A 22,427-nucleotide genomic window follows, 5' to 3' on the forward strand; every position below is an offset into this window, starting at 1 on the left:
TATTTAAAAAACAGATTGATAGCGTGCCAGCTCAACCTGGATTGACTTGATACGTGTGTAATGGGCGAGCGTGCTTATCCCATTTTCACGTCCAACACCGGATTGTTTGTAGCCGCCGACCGGCATTTGCGCAGGCGATTCTCCCCAGCTGTTGATCCAGCAGATACCGGCTTCTAACTGATGAATGGTGCGGTGAGCTTTTGACAGATCGCGTGTGACGACACCTGCTGCCAGGCCAAAGTGGGTATTGTTCGCACGGTCAATGGCTTCCTGCTCATCGTCCCAGGTCAGAATGCTCATGACCGGCCCAAAAATCTCTTCTTTGACGATGGTGTGATGATCTTCGCAATCGGTAAAAATCGTCGGCTGGACGTAAGCACCTTGTGCAAAATTGCCTGATGTTTCGCGCGCACCACCGCACAGTAAACGTGCCCCTTCCGCTTTGCCGCTGTCGATATAGCGCAGGACATTTTCCATATGGGAAAAACTGGTCAGCGGACCGAAATTGGTGCGGGGATCCATTGGCTCCCCCATGCGAATACGCTTCACGCGAATGTCCAGCGCCTTTTCCAGTGCGGCTTTCTGTGAACGATGAACAAACACACGCGTCCCGTTGGTACACACCTGCCCGGAGCTGTAGAAATTCGCCATCATGGCGATATCTGCGGCCAGTTCGATATCAGCATCGGCCAGAATCAGCAGCGGTGACTTGCCGCCCAGCTCCATCGTGACGTCTTTCAGCGATGAAGCCGCCGCGCTGGCCATGACTTTCTTACCGGTTTCAATACCGCCAGTGAAGGAGATTTTTTCAATACGTGGATGCTGAGTTAACCATTCACCCACTACACGCCCTGCTCCCTGAACCACATTAAATACGCCATCCGGCAGGCCCGCCTGCGTATAGATTTCAGCCAGTTTAAGTGCGGTCAGCGGGGTCACTTCACTGGGTTTAAAAATCATCGCGTTGCCTGCGGCAAGCGCAGGGGCCGATTTCCACAACGCAATCTGGATCGGATAGTTCCAGGCACCGATCCCGGCCGTCACGCCCAGCGGTTCACGTCGCGTATAGAAGAAGCTGCTATCGCGTAGCGGATACTGCTCACCTTCGATGGACGTTGCCAGGCCAGCGTAATACTCCAGTACATCCGCGCCCGTGACGATATCGACAACCGAGGTTTCAGAGAAAGGCTTGCCGGTATCCAGCGTCTCCAGGTGGGCCAGCTCATCATTTCGTTCACGCAGGATGTCTACGGCGCGTAACAAAATACGTGAACGCTCCGTTCCGGTCATTGAGGCCCAGATTTTTTGGCCACGTTCTGCACTCGTGACCGCTCGTTCAACATCGTCCTCGGTTGCGCGCTGCACCACAGCCAGCACCTCACCGTTTGCCGGGTTGATCGTTTCAAACGTCTCTGAGCCACTGGCGTCAGTCAAACGACCATCAATATAAAGTTGTTGCAGGGGGAGTTTCGCCATCATTACGGTTCCTTTTGTCAGTTGGCTTGGGGATTCAGGTTCTGTTGTTGAGCTTATTTTCAACATAGTCGAAGGCAATTTCACATGCCTTCCGTGCATTAAAATCGATACCAGCCAGGCTACCGCGTAGCCATAATCCGTCGATCATTGCCGCCAGGCCACGGGCAGCTCTGCGCGCTTCATCCGGCGGTAAACAGCGGCGAAACTGGCAGCAAATGTTGGAATACAGTCGGTGATCGTTGACGCGTTGCAGGCGGCGAAGCGCGGGTTGATGCAGGCTTGCTGCCCAGAAATCAAGCCAGGCACGCATTGATGTTCCGCTGGTCTGGCTGGGATGAAAGTTGCCTTCAATAATGGCGAACAGCTGCGCTTCAGGTGTGTCCTGAGCAGTACTCCGGCAGGTAGCCACCGCATCGTGCAGATCTCGCAGGATGCGACGCATCGTGGCGTTTAACAAACCCTCTTTATCGCCAAAGTAGTGGCTGACAATCCCCGTAGACATTCCTGCCTGGCTGGCGACCTGGGACAACGTCACACCCGCTAAACCGACGTCACCTATGGTTTCGAAGGCCGCTGTGATCAACTGCTCTTTGCGTTGTTCAGGTATGGCTTTACGGGACATTTCAACTCCAGGTGGCAGCGACCACGCATTTAAAATTCACTGATTGAACGTTCAATCAATCTATCCTATGCTACAAAAATGTCAAAGTCTCGGTTATTAAATGTTAATAATCGGGTCTTCATAAGATGGATTTTACTCTTTACACCATGGAACTGTTCATATGACTGAGATCGCGCCAAAACCGATCGGCCATGCACCGATCAGACTGAATGCCCCCGTATTTTTTAGCTCTTCTGTCGTTATCCTGTTGTTAGGACTGCTGGTGGTGATGTTTCCTGCCGGAAGCCATCAATGGCTAAACAGCGCCCAAATCTGGATGGCGGATGTGTTTGGCTGGTACTACATGCTGCTGATGATCGCGTGCATGATTTTTGTATTCTGGCTTGCCCTTTCCCGGTTTGGACACATCAGACTGGGCGAGGAGGGGGAAGCGCCGCAGTTTAGCTACCCTTCGTGGATTGCCATGCTTTTCTCGGCGGGTATTGGAATCGCACTGGTGTATTACGGTGCCTATGAACCACTTGACCACTTTCTGCAACCGCCAGAAGGCCAGGGAGGAACACCTGAAGCCGCCCGTCAGGCAATGGCGATTACATTCCTGCACTGGGGCCTTCACGGCTGGGCGCTGTATGCGCTCATCGCCACAGCACTGGCCTATTTTGCTTACTGCCGCGGATTGCCTCTGGCGCTGCGTTCGGCCCTTTATCCTATTTTTGGCGAGAGGGTTCACGGCTGGGCCGGGCATTTAGTCGACAGCGTTGGCATTCTGGTCACCGTGATTTCGATGGTCACTAACCTCGGTATCGGGGCGTTGCTGGTGAACTCCGGCCTGCACTATCTGTTTGATATCCCACAAACGCCGCATGTGCTGTTGATACTGATTGTGATGATGATGATTGTGGCAACGCTAGCCGCCGTCACCGGCGTCGAGAAAGGCATCGCGATGCTCTCTAACATCAACGTTGGCTTCCTGTGCTTACTGTTGCTGTTCGTCTTCGTCACCGGCCCAACGCTCAACCTGATCAACGGGATGCTACAGAATACGGGCGATTACCTGACATCGATTATCGGGAAGAGCTTTGATGTGTATCTCTATGGCAAAGCGCGTCGCTGGCAGGGTGCATGGACGCTTTTCTACTGGGCGTGGTGGGTTGCCTGGGCACCGTTTGTCGGCTTGTTTATTGCCCGGATTTCGAAGGGAAGAACCATCCGTGAGCTTATCCTGGGTGTCATGCTGATCCCGTTAGGCTTCACCCTCGCCTGGCTGTCTATTTTCGGCAATACCGCGATCAGCCTTGTACTTGAGCATGCGGATAAAATTCTGGGTCAGGTTGCGTTGAAAGACCCACCTATGGCCGTTTTCAAACTTTTCGAATACCTCCCGTTCACTAAAATCACCGCCGGCTTCACGATTGTCATCAGCTTTGTCCTGTTCCTGACACCTGTCGATTCAGGCACGCTGATGATTGCGAATCTCTCCAGCCAGGGGGGAACCAATGACGATGATGCACCGGCATGGCTGCGTATTTTCTGGGCCTCCGTCACGACGTTAGTCTGTGCAGGCCTGTTATATGCGGGCAGCTTCAGTGCGATGCAGACCGCTGTTGTGATATGTGGTTTACCCTTCTCTGCGGTAATTCTGCTCTATATGGTCAGCCTGTATCGCGATTTACAGAAATTTGGCACTAAGCCGATGATGCAGACAGACCGCCAGGGCTAGACCGGCGGTACTGCGCAATATCGTTGAAGGCATAAATACCCCCTGACCCTCAGCGTCGGGGGTTATGGAAGGGAGACTCGTGTCAGTACCACCTGCCGGGCAGACTCAATATGCCTGACGGTTTCCTCCCGCGCCTGCTGCGCATCCCCGCGCGCATACGCATCAAGAATGGCGGCATGTTCATGCTGGAACGCGGGCGTATCCGCCAGCAGTCGGCGTTGCAGATATTCGTAGCGCTCAATCTGCGCGCATAACTCTGCGATCATTTTCAACAGCCTGCCGTTATGACAACCACGATAAAGAAGGGTGTGAAACTCGCGGTTCAACTCTCCCTGCTTTTGCACGCTCCCCGCATTCTCAAGTAATTGATGAACCAGCCCGGCACGCGCCAGCGTCTCTTCGTTCCGGTTGATCACGCTGTGATAAATCGCCTCCCCCTCCAGCAGCGCGCGCAACGTGTAGATCTCATTCACATCATCGGCGGTTAAGGTTCTGACAGCGGCACCGCGGTTACGCTGGGTTTCAACAATTCCTTCGCGTTCCAGCTGCTGGATTGCCTCACGCAGCGGGATGCGGCTGACGGCAAACTGACTGGCCAGCTCGCGTTCGATCAAGCGTGCGCCCTCAGGCAGTTCGCCCTGATTGATCATGTCACGCAGTGAGGCCGCAATAACATCTGCCGTGGAGCCTGGTTTCGTCAGCATCAGTATGTTCTCAAAAAACAGTTGGAATAATGGTATACCATCTGCTTTACTTGCACAATCAACGTGAGCGGTTATCCGCATTTCCCTCAGGAGCAAGCAACATGGCACAACGTGAACATCACTATCAGGTTTCGGTGGAATGGACAGGGAATAAAGGACAAGGCACCGCATCCTACAAGGCATACGACCGCGACTACCAGATGAGTGCGGGCGAGAAAGCGCCGATTGCGGGTTCATCCGATCCGGCATTTCTGGGTGATGCCACACGATGGAACCCTGAGGATCTGCTGGTTGCGTCGGCTTCTGCCTGCCATAAATTATGGTATCTGCACCTGTGCGCAGAAGCCGGAATTATCGTCCAGGCTTACCGGGATGACGCGGAGGGAACGATGGTGGAAGGGAAAACGGGCTGCTTTACCCGCATTCTGTTAAAGCCGCAGGTGAGCATTTCCTCAGGCGATCCTGAACTGGCGCGCACGCTGCATCATCAGGCCCATTCCCTTTGCTATATTGCCAACTCGCTGAACTTCCCGGTGCTGTGCGAGCCGACAATCGTTCAGTCGCCACAGTAAGCTGAAAAAACAGGGCCACCGAAACGTCGTGTGCCCTATCAGTCAGAAAGGCAAAAACGATTAAAGATTCGCTTCCCCTTCCAGGCTATGCACGGCGCGGCCTGCCATTTTATGCCCTCGTTTTTGATAAATTTCCCCTACCTTGACGATGCATACATTTAATCAAAATTCCCTTCTCTTTTTTCTAAACAGTGCCACAATGAAATCAGAAACATAATGCGCGATTAAATAGCGCGCTACTTAAAGTTCTACGATTGATTATAAAAAAGATGCAACACCGGGGATTTTTAATACCTGCAACACCAGGGAAAACTCTTAAAGATACGTGGTTTTGGCACCGTGCCAGCCACATTTAGACATTCTGATTTCAGCTTGTAGCCGACTGACACCGTGATGTCGTACTTCAGATAAAGGCTGCTTTCGTTTAATCCCGGCCACCCTGGTGGCCCCGTACAATAATGAGAAACGCCTATGCCAACCCGCACATCACAGCGCCCCGTGCCAGTCATGACTAACGTACGTGAACTTCGCCTCGCCGCCGGTCTCTCTCAGGAAGGTGCCGCCGAGCGCTTTAACCTCAGCCTGCGTGTCTGGCAAACGAAAGAGGCCGCCAGTAAGCCGGCGCTACTCAGTCAGGTTGAATATGAGTTCCTGTTGCTGCTGGCAGGCCGCCATCCTAATTTCACCCTGACCGCGCAGTAAATAAGAAAGCCATACGCAGGATGATGACGTCATACTCACTCACAGCGCCTGCGCACAGGCCCAGGCGGAACTCCACGCCCACTGGAAGTTATAGCCTCCCAGCCAGCCGGTCACATCCACCACTTCACCGATAAAATAGAGCCCTGGGACATCACGCGCCTCCATCGTTTTCGATGACAGCTGGGTGGTATCCACGCCGCCCAGCGTGACTTCGGCGGTGCGGTAGCCCTCGGTTCCGTTAGGCTGCACGCGCCACTGGTGCAGCGCAGTCGCCAGATCGGCCTGCTGACGGCTGTTCAGCTGCTTCAGCGTGCACTCCGGTACGGTCCCCAGCAGTTGCAGGCACTCAACAAGACGTTTCGGCAGCAGTTTTGCCAGGGTGTTTTTCAGGCTCTGATTAGGATGACTGTTACGCTCATCATTAATAAACGCGTCAATGTCCTGGCCTGGGGAAAGGTTAACGGTGACAAACTCACCCGGCAGCCAGTAGCTGGAGAGTTGCAGGACCACCGGGCCGGACAGGCCGCGATGGGTAAACAGCAGCGCTTCTTTAAATACCGTGCCGTCTTCGGCGGTGAGTACCGATGGCACCGAGACGCCGGATAAGGTCTGAAGCTGTTCCAGCAGCGGTTTATGCAGGGTAAACGGCACCAGCCCGGCACGCGTCGGGAACACCTTCAGGCCAAACTGTTCAGCCATTTTATAGCCAAACGGCGACGCGCCCAGCCCCGGCATTGACAGGCCGCCGCTGGCAATCACCAGCTTCTCTGCCTGTACTTCCGCCCCATTCAGTTGCAGGGTATAGCCGCTGTCGTCACGCGTGACGGACACCACTTCACTGCGCAAGCGCAATGTGACCTGCCCGTCTTCGCACTCTTTCAGCAGCAGGTCGACCACCTGCTGCGCCGAGTCATCGCAGAACAGCTGGCCCAGCGTCTTCTCATGCCAGGCAATGCCGTGGCGATTAATCAGATCAATGAAGTCCCACTGGGTGTAACGCGCCAGCGCAGATTTACAAAAATGCGGGTTATGCGACAGGTAAGCCGCCGGTTCGGTGTAGAGGTTGGTAAAGTTGCAGCGCCCGCCGCCCGACATCAGGATTTTACGCCCGGCCTTTTTGCCATTATCAATCAGCAGCACCCGCAGCCCTTTTTGCCCCGCCTGGGCCGCGCAAAACAGGCCTGCCGCGCCCGCGCCAACAACGATAACGTCAAACTTTTCCACCACACACTCCGCGCCGACTCGCAAAAACGCTGATTGTAGTGAGTTGGCGTGCGGGATACCAGCTTCACGCCCATATGGGGGCTGTAACATTTTGTAACTTTATGATTTTTTGATGTTTTCAACGAAAAGTGTCATGTGTTTGACACGTTAATGTCAAAAAAAGTCTATATTTCCCTTTCCCCGGGTGCGGTTTGTCGCTGATAATGCGCCGCGTTCATGTCCTCCAAAATGGCGTAACGCTTATGCTACATCTGTTTGCTGGTCTTGATTTTCATACCGGCCTGTTACTGGTACTTGCTCTGTTGTTTGTCTTGATCTACGAAGCAATCAATGGCTTCCATGATACGGCCAACGCGGTTGCAACCGTGATCTATACCCGTGCAATGCGCTCGCAGTTAGCGGTTGTCATGGCAGGGGTGTTCAACTTCTTTGGTGTACTGTTGGGCGGGTTAAGCGTGGCTTACGCTATCGTCCATCTGCTACCCACCGACCTGCTATTGAATGTGGGATCGGCTCACGGGCTGGCCATGGTTTTCTCCATGTTGCTTGCCGCTATTATATGGAATCTCGGCACCTGGTACTTCGGGTTACCGGCTTCCAGCTCTCATACTCTGATTGGTGCCATCATTGGTATCGGCCTGACCAACGCGTTGCTGACTGGCACCTCGGTGGTGGATGCGCTGAACATTCCCAAAATGATCGGTATCTTTATGTCGTTGATTATTTCACCGATTGTCGGCTTAGTGATTGCCGGCGGGTTGGTGTTTATCCTGCGTCGCTTCTGGAGCGGGAATAAAAAACGTCAGCGGATTCATATGACACCGGCCGAGCGTGAAAAGATCGATGGCAAGAAAAAGCCACCGTTCTGGACCCGTATCGCGTTGATTGTCTCGGCGATTGGCGTCAGCTATTCGCACGGCGCAAACGACGGTCAGAAAGGTATCGGCCTGATTATGCTGGTACTGATTGGCGTTGCACCGGCAGGCTTTGTGGTCAATATGAATTCCAGCGGTTATGACATCACTCGCACCCGCGATGCGGTCAACCATCTGGAACAGTATTACCAGCAGCATGCCACCTCGCTGACGCATATCATCGAGATGTCACCGCCTGCATTGCCAACGCCGGAAGAGGTGCCAACAGGTCCAAATGAGTTCCACTGTGATGCGGCACGTGCTTTGCCTGCCATCCAGCGTGCTCAGGGTCTGCTGAACAACCTGTCCAGCTATGATGCGTTAAGCGTGGAACAGCGCGGTCAGCTACGTCGCCTGTTGATGTGTATCTCAGACACCGCAGAGAAAGCCGCCAAGCTGCCGGAAACCAAGCCTGACGACAAACGCTTCCTCAACAAGCTGAAGGGCGACCTGCTCAACACCATTGAGTATGCTCCGGTGTGGATTATCCTGGCCGTCGCGTTGGCGCTGTCACTGGGTACCATGGTTGGCTGGCGTCGTGTTGCCACCACTATCGGTGAGAAAATCGGTAAAAAAGGCATGACTTACGCACAGGGGATGTCTGCTCAGATGACGGCAGCCGTCTCTATCGGTGTGGCAAGTTATACCGGGATGCCGGTTTCTACCACCCACGTCCTCTCCTCTTCCGTTGCCGGTACGATGCTGGTTGACGGTGGCGGCGTGCAGGGGCGCACCATTAAGAACATCCTGCTGGCATGGGTCTTCACCCTGCCCGTCTCGATTGTCCTTTCCGGTAGCCTTTACTGGCTGGCACTGAAGCTGATTTGATGTGCAGCGGGTGGACCGAAAAAGGTCCGCCCGAAGAATGTGCGATTCATCCAGAAGGCGCCCCCTTATCAGGGGCGCCTTTTTTAATGCCAGATGGCCAGCCCAATAAGACTGATAAACACCAACCCACACAGTGAACTGGTTAATAAAAACTGCCCACGAACGCGCTCGCAGCGCCGGATAAATTCATCATCGTGATGATCAAGATAACGCTGTGCCCAGATATACCCGATCAGCCGCACCTGTTTACTCGGCTGCCCATGAGACGTAAAGAATCCAGCGCCATCTACATACTGATACAGCAACGGATCGCATCCACGAAGCACCACCAACAGCGCCCGCAGTGAAGAGAAATAGCGCGCCATATTCACCAAACACACGACACAAAGAGCCCAGAAAAGCGCAATGGTGCTGATCATGATCCCCTCCCGGCCACTCACCACGGAAAAGCATAACGCGGGCAAAGCCGGATACGCCCCAGAGTGGTTTCGCCAACCTTTATTATTAAGATGATTGCTGCATGCCGATTGACGTCACATAACGCTTTTGCTGCCGTCAATTATCAGTGTAGGAGATATGTTTAAATTTTTTCCAGCGATGTTTACTGCATCGCCCCCAAAGGGACGAAAATTCATGTTGATCGCCCTCGCAAACGCCGCCGCATGCCACAACACCCGGTAACATTTTTCGCTATACTCCATCTCAACACTTACGTGAAAAGGAGTATTCAAATGGCCTATAAACATATTCTGATTGCCGTCGATCTCTCGCCGGAAAGTAAACTGCTGGTCGACAAAGCCGTCTCGATGGCACGCCCTTACGACGCGAAGGTGTCCCTGATCCACGTTGATGTGAACTATTCAGACCTCTACACCGGCCTGATTGACGTTAACCTCGGGGATATGCAAAAACGTATTTCTGAAGAGACGCACACTGCACTGACGGACTTATCCAACAGCGCGGGCTATCCGATTGCGGAAACGTTAAGCGGTAGCGGTGACCTCGGCCAGGTGCTGGTCGATGCTATTAAGCAGTATCAGGTGGACTTAGTGGTTTGCGGGCACCACCAGGATTTCTGGAGCAAGCTGATGTCTTCCGCACGCCAGCTAATTAATACCGTACATATCGATATGCTGATCGTGCCGCTGCGCGACGAAGACGAAGATTAAAGTCATGGGTAGGCTGACCGAAAAAAGGTCAGCCCCTACGCCAAAAAAGAAGGTCAGCGCCTACACCGTAACGGGCGAGTAAATATCAAAACGGTGGCTCTTGGTAGTGACCGCATTCGGTGTGGCAACATCGGCGATGGGCGGCGCATAGTCAGGCCGTTTCACCACAACGCGTTTCTTTGCCAGTTGTCGCGCGGGCAGCAACAGCCCGTCGGCATCTTCATCCGGGCCCACCAGCGACTGGAAAACACGCATCTCTTTCTTCACCAGCGCGCTTTTTTGTTTATGCGGGTACATCGGGTCGAGGTACACCACATCTGGCGGCGGGCTGATATCCGTCAGTGCATTGAGACTGGAAGCATGCAGCAGCGTCAGACGCTCACGCAGCCAGGAACCAATCTCCGCATCGGCATAGCCGCGACGTAAACCGTCATCGAGCAGCGCGGCGACGACCGGGTTGCGCTCCAGCATCCGCACCCGACAGCCAATCGATGCCAGTACAAAAGCATCCCGTCCCAGCCCGGCGGTCGCATCCACCACATCCGGCAGATAGCCGCTTTTGATACCGACGGCTTTCGCCACAGCTTCACCGCGGCCACCACCGAACTTACGCCGGTGCAGCATCGCCCCGGAGACGAAATCAACAAAGATGCCGCCCAACTTCGGCTCATCGCGCTTACGTAACTCCAGATGTTCCGGGGTCAGCACCAGCGCCATCAGCGCGTTTTCATCATGCACCAGCTGCCAGCGGGCGGCTAAAACAGATAAGGCGCCGTTTCCGGCGCCCGTTTCATCTAACAAACAGATGTTCACTGATGACTTACCCTTTGATGCCGTAGTGTTCCAGCATCGCATCCAGCTGCGGCTCGCGGCCACGGAAGCGGCGGAACAGCTCCATCGGTTCCTCAGAACCCCCACGCGTCAGGATATTGTCGAGGAAGGACTGCCCGGTTTCACGGTTGAAAATCCCTTCCTCTTTGAAACGTGAGTAAGCATCAGCGGCCAGCACATCAGCCCACAGGTAGCTGTAGTAACCTGCGGCATAACCACCGGCAAAGATATGACTGAACGCATGCGGGAAGCGGCCCCACGATGGGCCAGGCACCACGGCGACCTGCGCTTTGATCTCTTTCAAAATCTCAAGAATACGGGCACCTTTCGCCGGGTCAAACTCAGCGTGCAGGCGGAAATCGAACAGGCCGAACTCCAGCTGACGCAGGATAAACAGCGCCGCCTGATAGTTTTTCGCCGCCAGCATTTTCTCCAGCAGATCCTGTGGTAACGGTTCACCGGTTTCGAAATGACCGGAGATAAACGCCAGCGCTTCCGGTTCCCAGCACCAGTTTTCCATAAACTGGCTTGGCAGTTCGACGGCATCCCAAGGAACACCGCTGATGCCGGACACGCCTGGGGTTTCAATGCGCGTCAGCATATGATGCAGGCCGTGACCGAATTCATGGAACAGCGTGGTGACTTCGTTGTGGGTGAACAGCGCAGGTTTGCCGCTGACCGGACGGTTGAAGTTACAGGTAAGATAGGCCACGGGTTTTTGCAGCGTACCGTCAGCTTTACGCATCTGGCCCACGCAGTCGTCCATCCACGCCCCACCGCGTTTGTGTTCACGCGCATACAGGTCAAGGTAGAAGCTACCGCGCAGCTCACCGCTTTCATCGAACAGATCGAAGAAACGCACATCAGGGTGGTAAACATCCACATCGTGGCGTTCGCTTGCGGTGATGCCATAAATGCGTTTCACCACCTCAAACAGACCATCCAGCGCACGCTGGGCCGGGAAGTACGGACGCAGCTGCTCATCACTGATGGTGTACAGATGCTGTTTCTGTTTTTCGCCGTAGTACGTCAGATCCCAGGGTTGCAGATCCTCAACACCAAATTCTTTCTTCGCGAAGGCACGCAACTGAGCAACTTCCTGCTCAGCCTGCGGACGGGCGCGTGTTGCCAGTCCGTTCAGGAAATCAATCACCTGAGCCGGGTTCTCGGCCATTTTGGTCGCCAGCGACTTCTCCGCGTAAGATGCAAAGCCCAACAGTTGAGCCAGTTCATGGCGCAGTGCCAGCTCTTCCGCCATCACCTCGCTGTTGTCCCACTTCCCGGCATTTGGCCCCTGGTCAGAGGCGCGGGTGGAGTAAGCACGATAAATCTCTTCGCGCAGCGCCTGGTTGTCGCAGTAGGTCATGACGGGCAGATAACTTGGAATATCCAGCGTCAGCAACCAGCCGTCCTGTTCTTTGGCTTCCGCCTGCGCTTTAGCCGCGGCCAGAGCACTTTCCGGCATCCCGGAGAGCGCTTTCTCATCGGTAATCAGCTTGCTCCAGCCCATTGTGGCATCGAGCACGTTGTTACTGTAAGTCGAGCCCAGCTCTGACAGACGCGCGGCGATTTCACCGTAACGCTGCTGCTTCTCTTTCGACAGACCAATCCCAGACAGCTCAAAATCACGCAGCGCGTTATCGATAGCTTTCTTCTGCGCAATATCCAGAGCCGCGAAGTTGCTGCCCTCTTTCAGATCACGATAGGCCTGATACAGCCCTTCATGCTGCCCCACCCAGGTGCTGTATTCTGACAACAGCGGCAGCGCCTGCTCATAGGCCTGGCGCAGCTCAGGGCTGTTTTTTACCGAGTTCAAATGGCTGACCGGCGAGAACAGGCGGCTCAGGCGATCGCTTACTTCGGCCAGCGGCTGCTCAAGGTTATCCCAACTGTACGGCGCCCCCTGGGCCACCACGCGTTCTACCGCCGCACGGCAGTCATCCAGCGCCTGGGTTACAGCGGGGACCACATGTTCAGGTTTAATGGCGGAGAAAGGGGGAAGCGTAAAAGAAGAGAGTAACGGATTGGTCATAGCGCAGTCCTTTAATCGTTGTATGGGGCGCGTTTTTACGCACGATTTCTTTAACATGAGGGTAAGTGTAGTGAAAATCAATGGGTCGGCGTGTCGGCAACGGCTTTCCCCGCGTGCTGAACCCCTTTTCACCGCATTTTACGCATTGCCACACTCAGGTGGGCGTTGCATACTCCATCCGCTTTCATACATCGTATTACTTCGTTACAAACAGGGAATTTATTTATGTGGTATACGCTGGCGGCCTCGTTACTTTTTTTACCCTTTTATCTGCGCAGTTCACTGATATTACTGACGATCGCCCTCGTCCTGGCTGTACTGGATCAGACGCTGCTGCCGCCCGGCATTATCGCACTGACGGTGATGGGCGCTGTCGCGGTGTACTGCGCGGTTCAGAAACAACCTCATGCCTTCGCGCTACCCGGTGAAATTATCCTGGTTTTCAGCGCAGTGGCGCTGATGCTGCACATGATCCCGGGCGTGAATAATCTCATCATTGTTTCCGGTGAACAGGTTGGGCCACAGAGTGCGCCCTTCACCTTTTACTACAACATGGATAAAGCGCTGATCCCGTTTCTGTTACTGGCCTGCCTGCCCACCCTGTTGAAACGCCCGGCAAAGCCCCCGGCTAACGCGCTCTGGTGGCTGGTTCTGCTGATGTCGATGCCCCTGCTGCTGCTGCTGGCCACCTTGGCTGGCGGCCTGAAGGTGGAACCTCATCTGCCTTCGTGGCTGGGATCGTTTATGCTGGCCAATCTGTTTTTTGTCTGTCTGGCAGAAGAAGCGCTGTTTCGCGGCTATATCCAGCAGCGTTTAAGTCAGCTGCTCGGCGACAAACGGGCACTGCTGATCGCGGCACTGTTGTTTGGTCTGGCCCATTTCTCCGGCGGGCTGCTGCTGGTGCTGTTTGCCACAATGGCCGGGCTGATCTATGGCCTGGCCTGGCTGTGGAGCGGACGTTTATGGGTGGCGACACTGGTGCATTTCTCCTTTAATATGCTGCACCTGCTGCTGTTTACCTATCCGTTCTGGCAGCACATTCCGACCTGAACGCGCTTTTTTAAGCCGTTTTCGCTATAATGACCGCAACCTGTGCCGCCCACTGGCGGCACGCTTGTTTTTACCATCCGGATTATCCCAATACATGCTCAGTTATCGCCACAGCTTCCATGCCGGCAACCATGCCGACGTTCTCAAACACACCGTGCAGAGCCTGATTATCAGCTCGATGAATGAGAAGGAAAAACCCTACCTCTATCTCGATACCCATGCGGGTGCCGGGCGCTACCTGTTAAGCGGTGAGCATGCGGAACGTACCGGAGAGTATCTGGAAGGCATTGCACGTATCTGGCAGCAGGATGACCTGCCGGAAGAACTGGCGCCTTATATCAGCGTGGTGAAGAACTACAATCCCGGTGGCAAGCTGCGTTACTACCCGGGATCTCCGCTGATTGCCCGCCATCTGCTGCGTGAGTACGACCAGTTACAGCTGACTGAACTGCACTCCAGCGACTTCCCGATGCTGCGCAGTGAATTCCAGAAGGACGATCGTGCACGTCTCGCCCGCGCCGACGGCTACCAGCAGTTGAAGTCCAAGCTGCCACCGCCGTCACGCCGGGGTCTGATCCTCATCGACCCGCCGTACGAAATGAAAAGCGATTACCAGGCCGTGGTGCAGGGTATTCAGGAAGGGTACAAACGCTTCGGTACGGGCGTGTTTGCCCTGTGGTATCCGGTGGTGCTGCGTCAGCAAATCAAGCGTATGTTCAACGAGCTGCAGGCCACCGGCATTCGCCGTATTCTGCAAATTGAGCTGGGCGTTCGCCCGGACAGTGACCGCTTTGGCATGACCGCCTCCGGGATGATTGTGATTAACCCACCGTGGAAGCTGGAGCAGCAGATGAAAAACGTGCTGCCGTGGCTGGAAAAAGTGCTGGTGCCATCGGGCACCGGTTACTCCAAAGTCAGCTGGATTGTGCCGGAATAACGTTGTGGCCTGCGGGTCGGGCATGCCCGACCCCTACAAAATCCACCCGACCCCGTAGGGGCGGGGCATGCCTCGCCCAGGTTTATGAGGCACAACTCGCCCGGGTTTATAATGTAAACACCGCGAAATCGTGCGCCATCTCGGTGTGCGGAAATACCGCCCGACACTCCTCCAGCAGCCGTTCACAGTCAGCCCGCAGATAGCGAGAGCTGAGATGCGTCACAATCAGCCGTTTCGCCCCACTCTCCTGCGCCACTGCTGCTGCCTGCGCCGTGGTGGAATGCCCGCGACTGTTGGCTTTCTCTTCCATCGCCACTTCAAGCGTTGCCTCATGCACCATCAGGTCGACGCCCGCTGCCAGCACCGTGGCTGCCGCTGTCGGAGCGGTATCGCCAAAGATGGCCAGGCTGCGCCCTTTTATCTTCTCGCCGACATAATCCCAGCCATTAATCACTCTGCCATCAGCCAGCGTGACGCTGCGTCCGTGCTTCAGGTCGTAAAAATACGGCCCGGCAGGCACGCCGTCTGCCGCCAGCTTCGCCGCATCCAGCGCGCCGGGTTTATCATGTTCATCAATGCGGTAACCGTAGCACTCAACCGGGTGGGTCATCAGGTATGCCGTGACGAGGAAATGTTCATCGCGGCACACTTCACCCGCCGTTATCTCGACAATCTCCAGCGGGAAGGTCAGCCACGATCCGCTAAGGCTGATCGCGGTGTCGACAAAGGTTTTGAGCCCTGCCGGGCCATAAATCGTCATCGGATCGGTGGAGCCGTTCATCGATCGGCTGGTCAGCAGCCCCGGCAGGCCAAAAATATGATCGCCGTGCAGGTGGGTGATAAAGATCTTCTCGATCTTGCCCGGTTTGATCGGGGTGCACAGGATCTGATGCTGCGTCCCTTCACCGCAGTCAAACAGCCATGTGGCATTACGCACGCCCTGCAAATCCAGCGCGATGCTGGTGACGTTACGTTCACGGCTTGGCGTTCCGGCGCCGGTGCCTAAAAACTGCAATTGCATAATCAACCCACTCCTTCCGTTATGATCCAATGACCCACCTCACTTCAACACGCCCAGTTTAACGCAAAATGTACCGAGACTGGTGTCGTCGCAAAATATCCATTTCCGCCAGCGGTGCTGACATCCGCTCCGCCACCGCTTATTATTTCAGCGAAAAAAATCATAACGGAAGATTTAACCCTTAATCATTGATGACGGGTTTAACACAAGGAGAGTTTTCATATGACCGCACTGCAATGGCCCTGCACTCTGTTCAAGACGCAAAAACGGATGGACGACTATAACGCCCCGGATATGCAATATGGTGATTTAACCCAGGAGCAGTTAAAGAAAAATTTTCTTCTGACAACAGTATCTGAACGGGTCGACCCTTACGCGCTGAAGAAGATTACCGCCTTCAATCGGCCACAGTCGATGTTTGCTGGTTCCCGTCGTGAGACCGATGGCGAGACAATTTCCCGTAGTGAATGCGCCCGTATTATGTTTGATGAATTCCGCTCATTGTCCCATACGTTTTCAATTTACGGCCCTTACAGACACCTGATTGGCAACATGATCACCCATATGCAAAACGCCAACGGTGCAGCATTTACCAGTATGAGTCTGGATGCGGCGCTGAAGGATCATATATATCGGGATAGAACAAAAAACAGCACCCTTTTGAGAATAAAAAATGTTATAGAAAAAAACATAAATTGGGAAAAAAAAGTTACCCAACAGAAAAAAAAGACAAAATTAGAGAAGCTATCTCTAGGGGTAAATTACCCAAATTTGACCGACTCCAGGATGTTTTTAATGGTATGAGTATCACCGTTCATGATACCTGGGCAACGCAGATCACGCTGAAAGCCCTACAGATTGATAACGACCGCTACCATGCGGTGTTGCATTACAAAGTTCAGGACCACTTCGGCCTGGATACTCTGGATATTTCTAAATCTAAATTCAAACAGTTCCATTTTTTCCGCCTCTGGTTTGTACTCCAGCGCTACAATAAATTTGGTTTTAAACCCTTTATGACGAACATGGAAGCCACTGTTGATATAGTGGGACGCCGCAATGAAATTAAAAACTAAGATAGCAATTTATGCAATACTCTCTTTGAGTGGCCTGTTAATGGGTTACCTTTACTGGTTGTCACAACGCCCTGTAGAGATTGTCGCTGTTCATGAGGATGGCAACCATAGTTATGTGCTTGTAAAGAATTTCCCTTTCACCTTTAAAGGAAAATTAAACTGGTGGCTGGAAAATAAAACGATGTTAAAAAAGCAGTATGACATCCCAAAACCTTCATCCTATGGTTCATCCACTGTTATCTTCTGGATATTTGGCGAAGGTTATAAAGAAGAGGGGAAATATGACCGATTTTGTTTTGAAGATATGAAAACAAAATTTAACTGCATTGAAAAAGAAGCTGTTTTTTCTGTAAGTGAAAGTAAAAATATGGGTGTTATGTTTACTGTACAAGATGGAACATATCGATTACGTGAAAATGGTGAAATCGCGAAGTATATTTACAACTAATGCCAAAGTACTTTTCACAAAAACACGCTAGCACATAAAACAAGGATTGTTTATGAAGTCAACCCATATTACGGGAGCCCGTAATGAAAATAAATATTAAAAAAACCGCCTACACACTACTACTGGCGGGCGGTATTCTGCACGGTTGTTTCCTCTGGTATTCGCATCGCCCTGTAGAAATCGTTGCCGTTCATCATGGAAGAAGTGGTTACAGCGATGTTCTTGTCAAAAACTTCCCCTTTACTGATAAAGGTAAAATTCACTGGTGGCTGAAAAATAAGGCCATGCTAAAGGAAAAATACAACGTGCCTAATCCGGAACCAGACGGCTCATTTTCTCTTACCGTCTGGCTATTCGGAGACGGTTACAAAGAAGAGGGTAAATATGACCGACTCTGCTTTGAAGATATGAAAACGAAAGTGAATTGTATCGAAAAAGACATCGTTTTCTCCGTCGACAACAGCAAAAACATGGGAACCATGTTTGAGGCCTATGATGGCACTTATCGTTTGCAAAAAAATGGCGAAGTCGTGAAATATGTTGATCACTATGAAGTGTGGTGAATTTACCCGCCGAATTCACTGAAGCGCATCGTAAAACGATCGGCACAGCCCCGCAATATAACGCGCCGGGGCTGCCATCCTTCACTCGCTTGCCGTTATCGCTCCGGCACTCCGCCGGACTTCACGCTCTCCCAGTCTAAGGCAAAGCGCGCCAGATACTTGCGTAGCCGGTCGGCGTCATTAGGCTGCTTCTTCTGCTGGCGCGAAACGGCAAACAGCGTGCGTCCGGCCTCGGACAGGGTAGATGACTCACGGCAAACCTTCAAAACCGTTTCCAGCTGGCTGTGGTCAAACAAATCCAGCGTTTCCGGTAAAACAACGGCAGGTTCGAGCTGCCAGCTGGCGCGTAAGCGGGCAATCTCCTCTTCCACCTGCGGCAGCTCAATGCGCCCATTGTCTGCCAGCGTTGCCATGCGCGTCACCGAGGCACTCAGTTCGCGGAAGTTCCCGCGCCACACGGCAGCAGGCGCGCAGGCAAATTGCAGATAACGCTGACGAGCCTGCGGCTCAAAACGCACCTGCGACTGCGCATTGCTGGCAAAACGCAACAGTTCAAATTCCAGGTTAGGTTCAATATCTTCCCGCCGCGCCGCCAGTCCTGGTAGGGTAAAGCTCCACATATTGATGCGGGCGTAGAGATCCTCACGAAAGCGCCCTTCCGCCACCCACTGGCGCATATCGCGATGCGTCCCGGCAATCAGCTGAAAATCACTGCTCACCTCTTTATCCGCGCCGAACGGCAGGAAGCGTTTCTCTTCAATGGCTTTCAGTAACATTGCCTGCTCATCCAGCCCCAGCTCGGCAATTTCATCGAGGAAAAGCATCCCGCCGTCCGCTTCACGCAGCAGCCCGTTACGTGCCTGCAATGCCCCGGTAAAGGCCCCTTTCACATGACCAAACAGCGTAGACATGGCGTTATCGCCGCGTAACGTTGCGCAGTTCACCGCGACCAGCCGTCCGCTGACCCGATGGCGCGACTGCCGCAGCTGGTAAATCCGTTCTGCCAGAAACGATTTTCCTGCTCCGGTCGGCCCGGTCAGCAACAGCGGCGCATCCGAGCGCAGCGCCACACGCTCAATCTGGTCGATCAGGTTGTTAAAGGTCTAATTACGCGTGGAGATCCCCCCTTTCAGCAACGACACCGACTCCTGACGCTCACGCATAAAGCGGCTGGTCAGCGTGGCATAACGGCTGAGATCGAGGTCGATTAGCGTATAAACACCCTCGGTTTTTCCGCTCTCCTGTTCACGCGGGGCGGGCGCGGTCTGTAGCAGGCTGGCTGGCAGGTAACGCGCCTCGGTCAGCAGGAACCAGCAGATCTGAACCACGTGTGTTCCGGTGGTGATATGCACCAGATACTCTTCGTTCTCAGTATCAAAAGGATAATGGCGGGAAAAATCGAGCAGCGTGGTATACACCTCTTCGAAGTCCCAGGGGTCATTGAGGGTGATCTGATTCAGCCGCACTTCGGTGTCCGTTGAGACCAGCGCCACATCTTCAGCCATCTGCTGCGCCATCGTCTGACGGTCAGGCTGATGCAGCAGTTCAAGGCGATCGATGGGCAAATCGGGCTGCATACACAGCCCCAGCGTGGGCCGCCATTTGTTCCAGCGGTTTTCCCGTTTACCACGCTTGTCCAGGGTGGTCCCCACCAAACCGACCACGACTCTGCGCTTCATACCCTATCCCTTTATCGCAATATTTATCCCACAGGATAAATTCAGTGTTCCCCTGCCAGCAATACCTTTTGTTCCTGAAAATATAAATATATTAATAATCAATATCTTAAAAATTTATTCGCGATTTTTCATCACCTGGCACGCTTCTGGCAATAGTTAACTCGTCAACATGCTGGAATTGCACGGGTTACGAACCCCGCCAGCGCACCGGGAACGGATATCCGTTTTCCCGCAGGCGTTCTGCCAGCATGAAGACATTGAGCGAAGGGCACAGGGCCAGAACGGGTTCGACTCCCGACTTCGCGCCTCTCTCTCCCAGGAGACTATTCGGCAGTACCCTGGCTGTGCAGTTGGCAGCCCACCCGGAGCACCGGCTAACGCGTCGGGTCTGGGGCATCACCTCCGCGCCACCGCCAGTTTCGGGTGCCGCTCAGATGCGCCCCCTGACTTCACGCTGCTGCCCGTGCTCTGCGGTGCACCCTTAATGAAGGAGATAATATGTTTAACAACATCAAAATACGGAAAGGCCATATCGCGTTGCTGGTAAAGAACGACGAATACCAACAGATTCTGCCAGCCGGGGAGTATCGTTTCCGCGACTGGCGACGTCAGCTCAAGGTGGCCACCTTTGAGCTGAATCAACCGCTGGATAACACGCTGGCGGACTACCTGCAGCAGCACCATCCGCAGTGGGTGAGCGAGTTTTGCCAGACCGTCGCGGTGCCTGAAACCTGCGTCGGGCTGCACTATAAAAATGACCTGCTGGTAGAGCTCCTGCCGCCGGGTACACGCCGCCTGTGGTGGCTAAACGGCAGCGAGCAACGCGTCGATCTGCTGCCCACCGATGACGTGGCGATCCCGACCTCCATTGTTGCCAGCCTGATGCAACCCCAACTGCGCCAGCACGTGGTGGCCGGTCACGCCGGGGTACTGCTGGCGCTGGTGCCCGCCTGGCATGTGGGGATCCTCAAAGTGGATGGTATGGCGCAGGCGCTGCTGCCACCGGGTACTCGCGGCTACTGGCGCTTTAATCATCAGGTTGAGGTCGACGTGGTGGATACCCGCGTGCAGGCGCTGGAAGTCAGCGGCCAGGAGATCCTGACGCGCGATAAAGTCAGCTTACGCATCAACCTGGCTGCCAACTGGCGTTACAGCGATGTGATGAGTGCCTGGGGGCAACTGACCAAACCGCTGGAATACCTCTACCGTGAGTTACAGTTTGCGCTGCGGGAAGCGGTGGGAACACGCAGCCTGGATGAGCTGCTGGAAAACAAGCAGGTGATTGACGAACTGGTCAGTACGCAGATCCGCCAGAATGTCGCCGCCTGGGGGATGGAAGTGATATCCGTGGGTGTCAAAGACATCATCCTGCCGGGAGAGATGAAGACCATCCTCTCCCGACTGGTGGAAGCGGAAAAATCCGCGCAGGCTAACGTGATCCGTCGGCGTGAAGAGACTGCCGCCACGCGCTCGCTGCTGAACACCGCCAAAGTGATGGAGAACAACCCGGTGGCACTGCGTCTGAAAGAGCTGGAAACCCTGGAAAGGGTGGCAGAGCGCATCGATAAAATCTCCGTGTTCGGCGGCCTGGACCAGGTGCTGAACGGACTGGTACAGATCAAAGGAAACTGACAATGAGTATGCAACAGCTGACCGCGCCAGGCGCGGCAATGATAAAAATGTGGACCGAGGGTGTCCCCGTCGATCCCAAAGCGCAGCAACAGCTGCTGAATACGGCACGGATGCCATTTATCTACCGCCATCTGGCCGTAATGCCGGATGTGCATGTCGGTAAAGGCTCGACCATTGGCAGCGTGATCCCAACCAAAGGGGCGATTATCCCGGCGGCGGTTGGCGTGGATATTGGCTGCGGGATGATGGCAGTGCGTACATCGCTGATGGCCAGCGATCTGCCGGATAATCTGTTCGGCATCCGCAGTGCCATTGAACGTGCGGTGCCGCATGGTCGCAGCAGTGGACGTTCACGTAATGACCGGGGGGCATGGAATACGCCACCGCATGCCGTGGATATCCACTGGCGGGTACTGGACGCGGGCTTTAAACGCATCACCGATAAATACCCGGCGCTGCTGAAAACCAACCATTACCACCACCTTGGTACGCTGGGCACCGGGAACCACTTTATTGAGCTGTGCCTGGATGAAGCACAGCGGGTTTGGGTTATGCTGCACAGCGGTTCACGCGGCGTCGGCAATGCCATCGGTAACCTGTTTATCACCCTCGCCAGGGAAGATATGCAGCAGCACATCGCGAATCTGCCGGACCGCGATCTGGCTTACTTCAGCGAAGGAAGCCAGCACTTTGCCGACTACATTGAGGCGGTGGAATGGGCGCAGGAGTTTGCGCGTCACAACCGCCAGGTGATGATGCAGCAGACGCTGACGGCACTGGCCCTGGCACTGTCGACGCCGTTTCTCGCCGAAGAGCAGGCAGTGAATTGCCACCACAACTATGTGCAGCGTGAACAGCACTTTGGTGAAGACATCCTGGTGACCCGTAAAGGCGCGGTGTCAGCTCGTAAAGGCGAGATGGGGATTATTCCCGGATCGATGGGAGCAAAAAGTTTTATCGTACGCGGGCTGGGCAATGAAGAGAGTTTCTGTTCATGCAGCCACGGCGCCGGGCGGGTGATGAGCCGCACCGAAGCGAAAAACCGCTTCACGGTGGCCGACCAGCAGCGCGCCACTGCCCACGTTGAGTGCCGCAAAGACAGCAACGTCATCGATGAGATCCCGATGGCGTATAAAGATATCGATGCCGTAATGGCCGCACAGTCATCACTGGTGGAAATTGTGCATACGCTGCGTCAGGTCGTGTGTGTTAAAGGATAAGGAGCAA

At 54.2% G+C, this 22,427-nt stretch carries 19 protein-coding genes and 2 pseudogenes; 12 read left to right on the forward strand and 9 right to left on the reverse strand.

Going from position 1 to position 22,427, the window contains the following annotated elements; genetic code table 11:
* Window positions 1–3: 3 nt before the first annotated feature.
* Window positions 4–1,476, reverse strand: a complete 1,473-nt coding sequence (gene betB, locus WH279_RS00930) for a betaine-aldehyde dehydrogenase (RefSeq protein ID WP_339454892.1) — start codon at window positions 1,474–1,476, stop codon at window positions 4–6.
* 34 nt (window positions 1,477–1,510) lie between these two features.
* The gene (gene betI, locus WH279_RS00935; RefSeq protein ID WP_339454711.1) at window positions 1,511–2,098 is read right to left on the reverse strand and encodes a transcriptional regulator BetI; all 588 of its coding nucleotides are present in this window, start codon (window positions 2,096–2,098) and stop codon (window positions 1,511–1,513) included.
* Window positions 2,099–2,258: 160 nt separating this feature from the next.
* On the opposite strand from betI, the gene WH279_RS00940 reads away from it, so the two are divergent.
* Window positions 2,259–3,818 carry a BCCT family transporter gene (locus WH279_RS00940; RefSeq protein WP_339454712.1) on the forward strand — a complete coding sequence of 520 codons (1,560 nt, stop codon included), beginning with the start codon at window positions 2,259–2,261 and terminating at the stop codon, window positions 3,816–3,818.
* A 62-nt stretch (window positions 3,819–3,880) separates the two neighbouring features.
* Here the strand turns inward: WH279_RS00940 and WH279_RS00945 are convergent, their stop codons facing one another.
* Complete coding sequence (locus tag WH279_RS00945) at window positions 3,881–4,522, reverse strand: GntR family transcriptional regulator (protein ID WP_339454713.1); 642 nt, start codon at window positions 4,520–4,522, stop codon at window positions 3,881–3,883.
* A 101-nt stretch (window positions 4,523–4,623) separates the two neighbouring features.
* On the opposite strand from WH279_RS00945, the gene WH279_RS00950 reads away from it, so the two are divergent.
* A complete protein-coding gene (locus WH279_RS00950) occupies window positions 4,624–5,094 on the forward strand; it encodes an OsmC family protein (RefSeq protein ID WP_200642574.1) in 471 nt (156 codons plus the stop codon).
* 471 nt (window positions 5,095–5,565) lie between these two features.
* The gene (locus WH279_RS00955; protein ID WP_133844346.1) at window positions 5,566–5,796 is read left to right on the forward strand and encodes a transcriptional regulator; all 231 of its coding nucleotides are present in this window, start codon (window positions 5,566–5,568) and stop codon (window positions 5,794–5,796) included.
* A gap of 39 nt (window positions 5,797–5,835) precedes the next feature.
* Here WH279_RS00955 and WH279_RS00960 read toward each other — a convergent pair whose 3' ends face one another.
* The gene (locus tag WH279_RS00960) at window positions 5,836–7,020 is read right to left on the reverse strand and encodes an NAD(P)/FAD-dependent oxidoreductase (RefSeq protein ID WP_339454714.1); all 1,185 of its coding nucleotides are present in this window, start codon (window positions 7,018–7,020) and stop codon (window positions 5,836–5,838) included.
* Between the two features lie 242 nt (window positions 7,021–7,262).
* Here WH279_RS00960 and pitA point away from each other — a divergent pair, with 242 nt between their 5' ends.
* The gene (gene pitA, locus WH279_RS00965; RefSeq protein WP_339454715.1) at window positions 7,263–8,762 is read left to right on the forward strand and encodes an inorganic phosphate transporter PitA; all 1,500 of its coding nucleotides are present in this window, start codon (window positions 7,263–7,265) and stop codon (window positions 8,760–8,762) included.
* 83 nt (window positions 8,763–8,845) lie between these two features.
* Here the strand turns inward: pitA and uspB are convergent, their stop codons facing one another.
* Window positions 8,846–9,181, reverse strand: a complete 336-nt coding sequence (gene uspB, locus WH279_RS00970) for a universal stress protein UspB (RefSeq protein ID WP_133844352.1) — start codon at window positions 9,179–9,181, stop codon at window positions 8,846–8,848.
* A 312-nt stretch (window positions 9,182–9,493) separates the two neighbouring features.
* Between uspB and uspA the strand changes: the two genes are divergently transcribed.
* Entirely contained in the window at window positions 9,494–9,931 is a 438-nt protein-coding gene (gene uspA / locus WH279_RS00975; RefSeq protein WP_133844354.1) for a universal stress protein UspA, read from the forward strand.
* A gap of 60 nt (window positions 9,932–9,991) precedes the next feature.
* Here uspA and rsmJ read toward each other — a convergent pair whose 3' ends face one another.
* Window positions 9,992–10,744, reverse strand: coding sequence for a 16S rRNA (guanine(1516)-N(2))-methyltransferase RsmJ (gene rsmJ, locus WH279_RS00980; RefSeq protein WP_200642571.1), 753 nt, complete (start codon window positions 10,742–10,744; stop codon window positions 9,992–9,994).
* Window positions 10,745–10,751: 7 nt separating this feature from the next.
* The gene (gene prlC / locus WH279_RS00985) at window positions 10,752–12,794 is read right to left on the reverse strand and encodes an oligopeptidase A (protein ID WP_339454716.1); all 2,043 of its coding nucleotides are present in this window, start codon (window positions 12,792–12,794) and stop codon (window positions 10,752–10,754) included.
* Window positions 12,795–13,019: 225 nt separating this feature from the next.
* Between prlC and WH279_RS00990 the strand changes: the two genes are divergently transcribed.
* Both WH279_RS00990 and WH279_RS00995 read left to right on the forward strand, forming a co-directional pair.
* On the forward strand, window positions 13,020–13,844 hold the full coding sequence (locus WH279_RS00990) for a CPBP family intramembrane glutamic endopeptidase (protein WP_339454717.1): 825 nt from the start codon (window positions 13,020–13,022) through the stop codon (window positions 13,842–13,844).
* A gap of 94 nt (window positions 13,845–13,938) precedes the next feature.
* A complete protein-coding gene (locus tag WH279_RS00995) occupies window positions 13,939–14,781 on the forward strand; it encodes a 23S rRNA (adenine(2030)-N(6))-methyltransferase RlmJ (RefSeq protein WP_133844363.1) in 843 nt (280 codons plus the stop codon).
* A gap of 106 nt (window positions 14,782–14,887) precedes the next feature.
* Here the strand turns inward: WH279_RS00995 and rnz are convergent, their stop codons facing one another.
* Complete coding sequence (gene rnz, locus WH279_RS01000) at window positions 14,888–15,802, reverse strand: ribonuclease Z (RefSeq protein WP_339454718.1); 915 nt, start codon at window positions 15,800–15,802, stop codon at window positions 14,888–14,890.
* A 270-nt stretch (window positions 15,803–16,072) separates the two neighbouring features.
* Here rnz and WH279_RS01005 point away from each other — a divergent pair.
* The 3 genes and pseudogenes from WH279_RS01005 to WH279_RS01015 all read left to right on the forward strand — a co-directional run bounded on the left by WH279_RS01005 (window position 16,073) and on the right by WH279_RS01015 (window position 17,889).
* Window positions 16,073–16,878, forward strand: a pseudogene (locus WH279_RS01005) (DUF3289 family protein).
* The gene (locus WH279_RS01010) at window positions 16,862–17,326 is read left to right on the forward strand and encodes a DUF943 family protein (protein ID WP_339454719.1); all 465 of its coding nucleotides are present in this window, start codon (window positions 16,862–16,864) and stop codon (window positions 17,324–17,326) included. The pseudogene WH279_RS01005 and the gene WH279_RS01010 overlap by 17 nt, the downstream one beginning before the upstream one ends.
* Window positions 17,327–17,409: 83 nt before the next feature.
* On the forward strand, window positions 17,410–17,889 hold the full coding sequence (locus WH279_RS01015; protein ID WP_227535543.1) for a DUF943 family protein: 480 nt from the start codon (window positions 17,410–17,412) through the stop codon (window positions 17,887–17,889).
* Between the two features lie 95 nt (window positions 17,890–17,984).
* Here WH279_RS01015 and rtcR read toward each other — a convergent pair.
* Window positions 17,985–19,568, reverse strand: a pseudogene (gene rtcR / locus WH279_RS01020) (RNA repair transcriptional activator RtcR).
* Between the two features lie 498 nt (window positions 19,569–20,066).
* On the opposite strand from rtcR, the gene WH279_RS01025 reads away from it, so the two are divergent.
* Both WH279_RS01025 and WH279_RS01030 read left to right on the forward strand, forming a co-directional pair.
* The gene (locus WH279_RS01025) at window positions 20,067–21,200 is read left to right on the forward strand and encodes a slipin family protein (protein ID WP_133844380.1); all 1,134 of its coding nucleotides are present in this window, start codon (window positions 20,067–20,069) and stop codon (window positions 21,198–21,200) included.
* Window positions 21,201–21,202: 2 nt separating this feature from the next.
* The gene (locus WH279_RS01030; protein WP_339454720.1) at window positions 21,203–22,420 is read left to right on the forward strand and encodes an RtcB family protein; all 1,218 of its coding nucleotides are present in this window, start codon (window positions 21,203–21,205) and stop codon (window positions 22,418–22,420) included.
* Window positions 22,421–22,427: the final 7 nt, after the last annotated feature.

Source organism: Erwinia sp. MYb375, from assembly GCF_037479175.1.
GTDB classification, from domain to species: domain Bacteria; phylum Pseudomonadota; class Gammaproteobacteria; order Enterobacterales; family Enterobacteriaceae; genus Erwinia; species Erwinia rhapontici.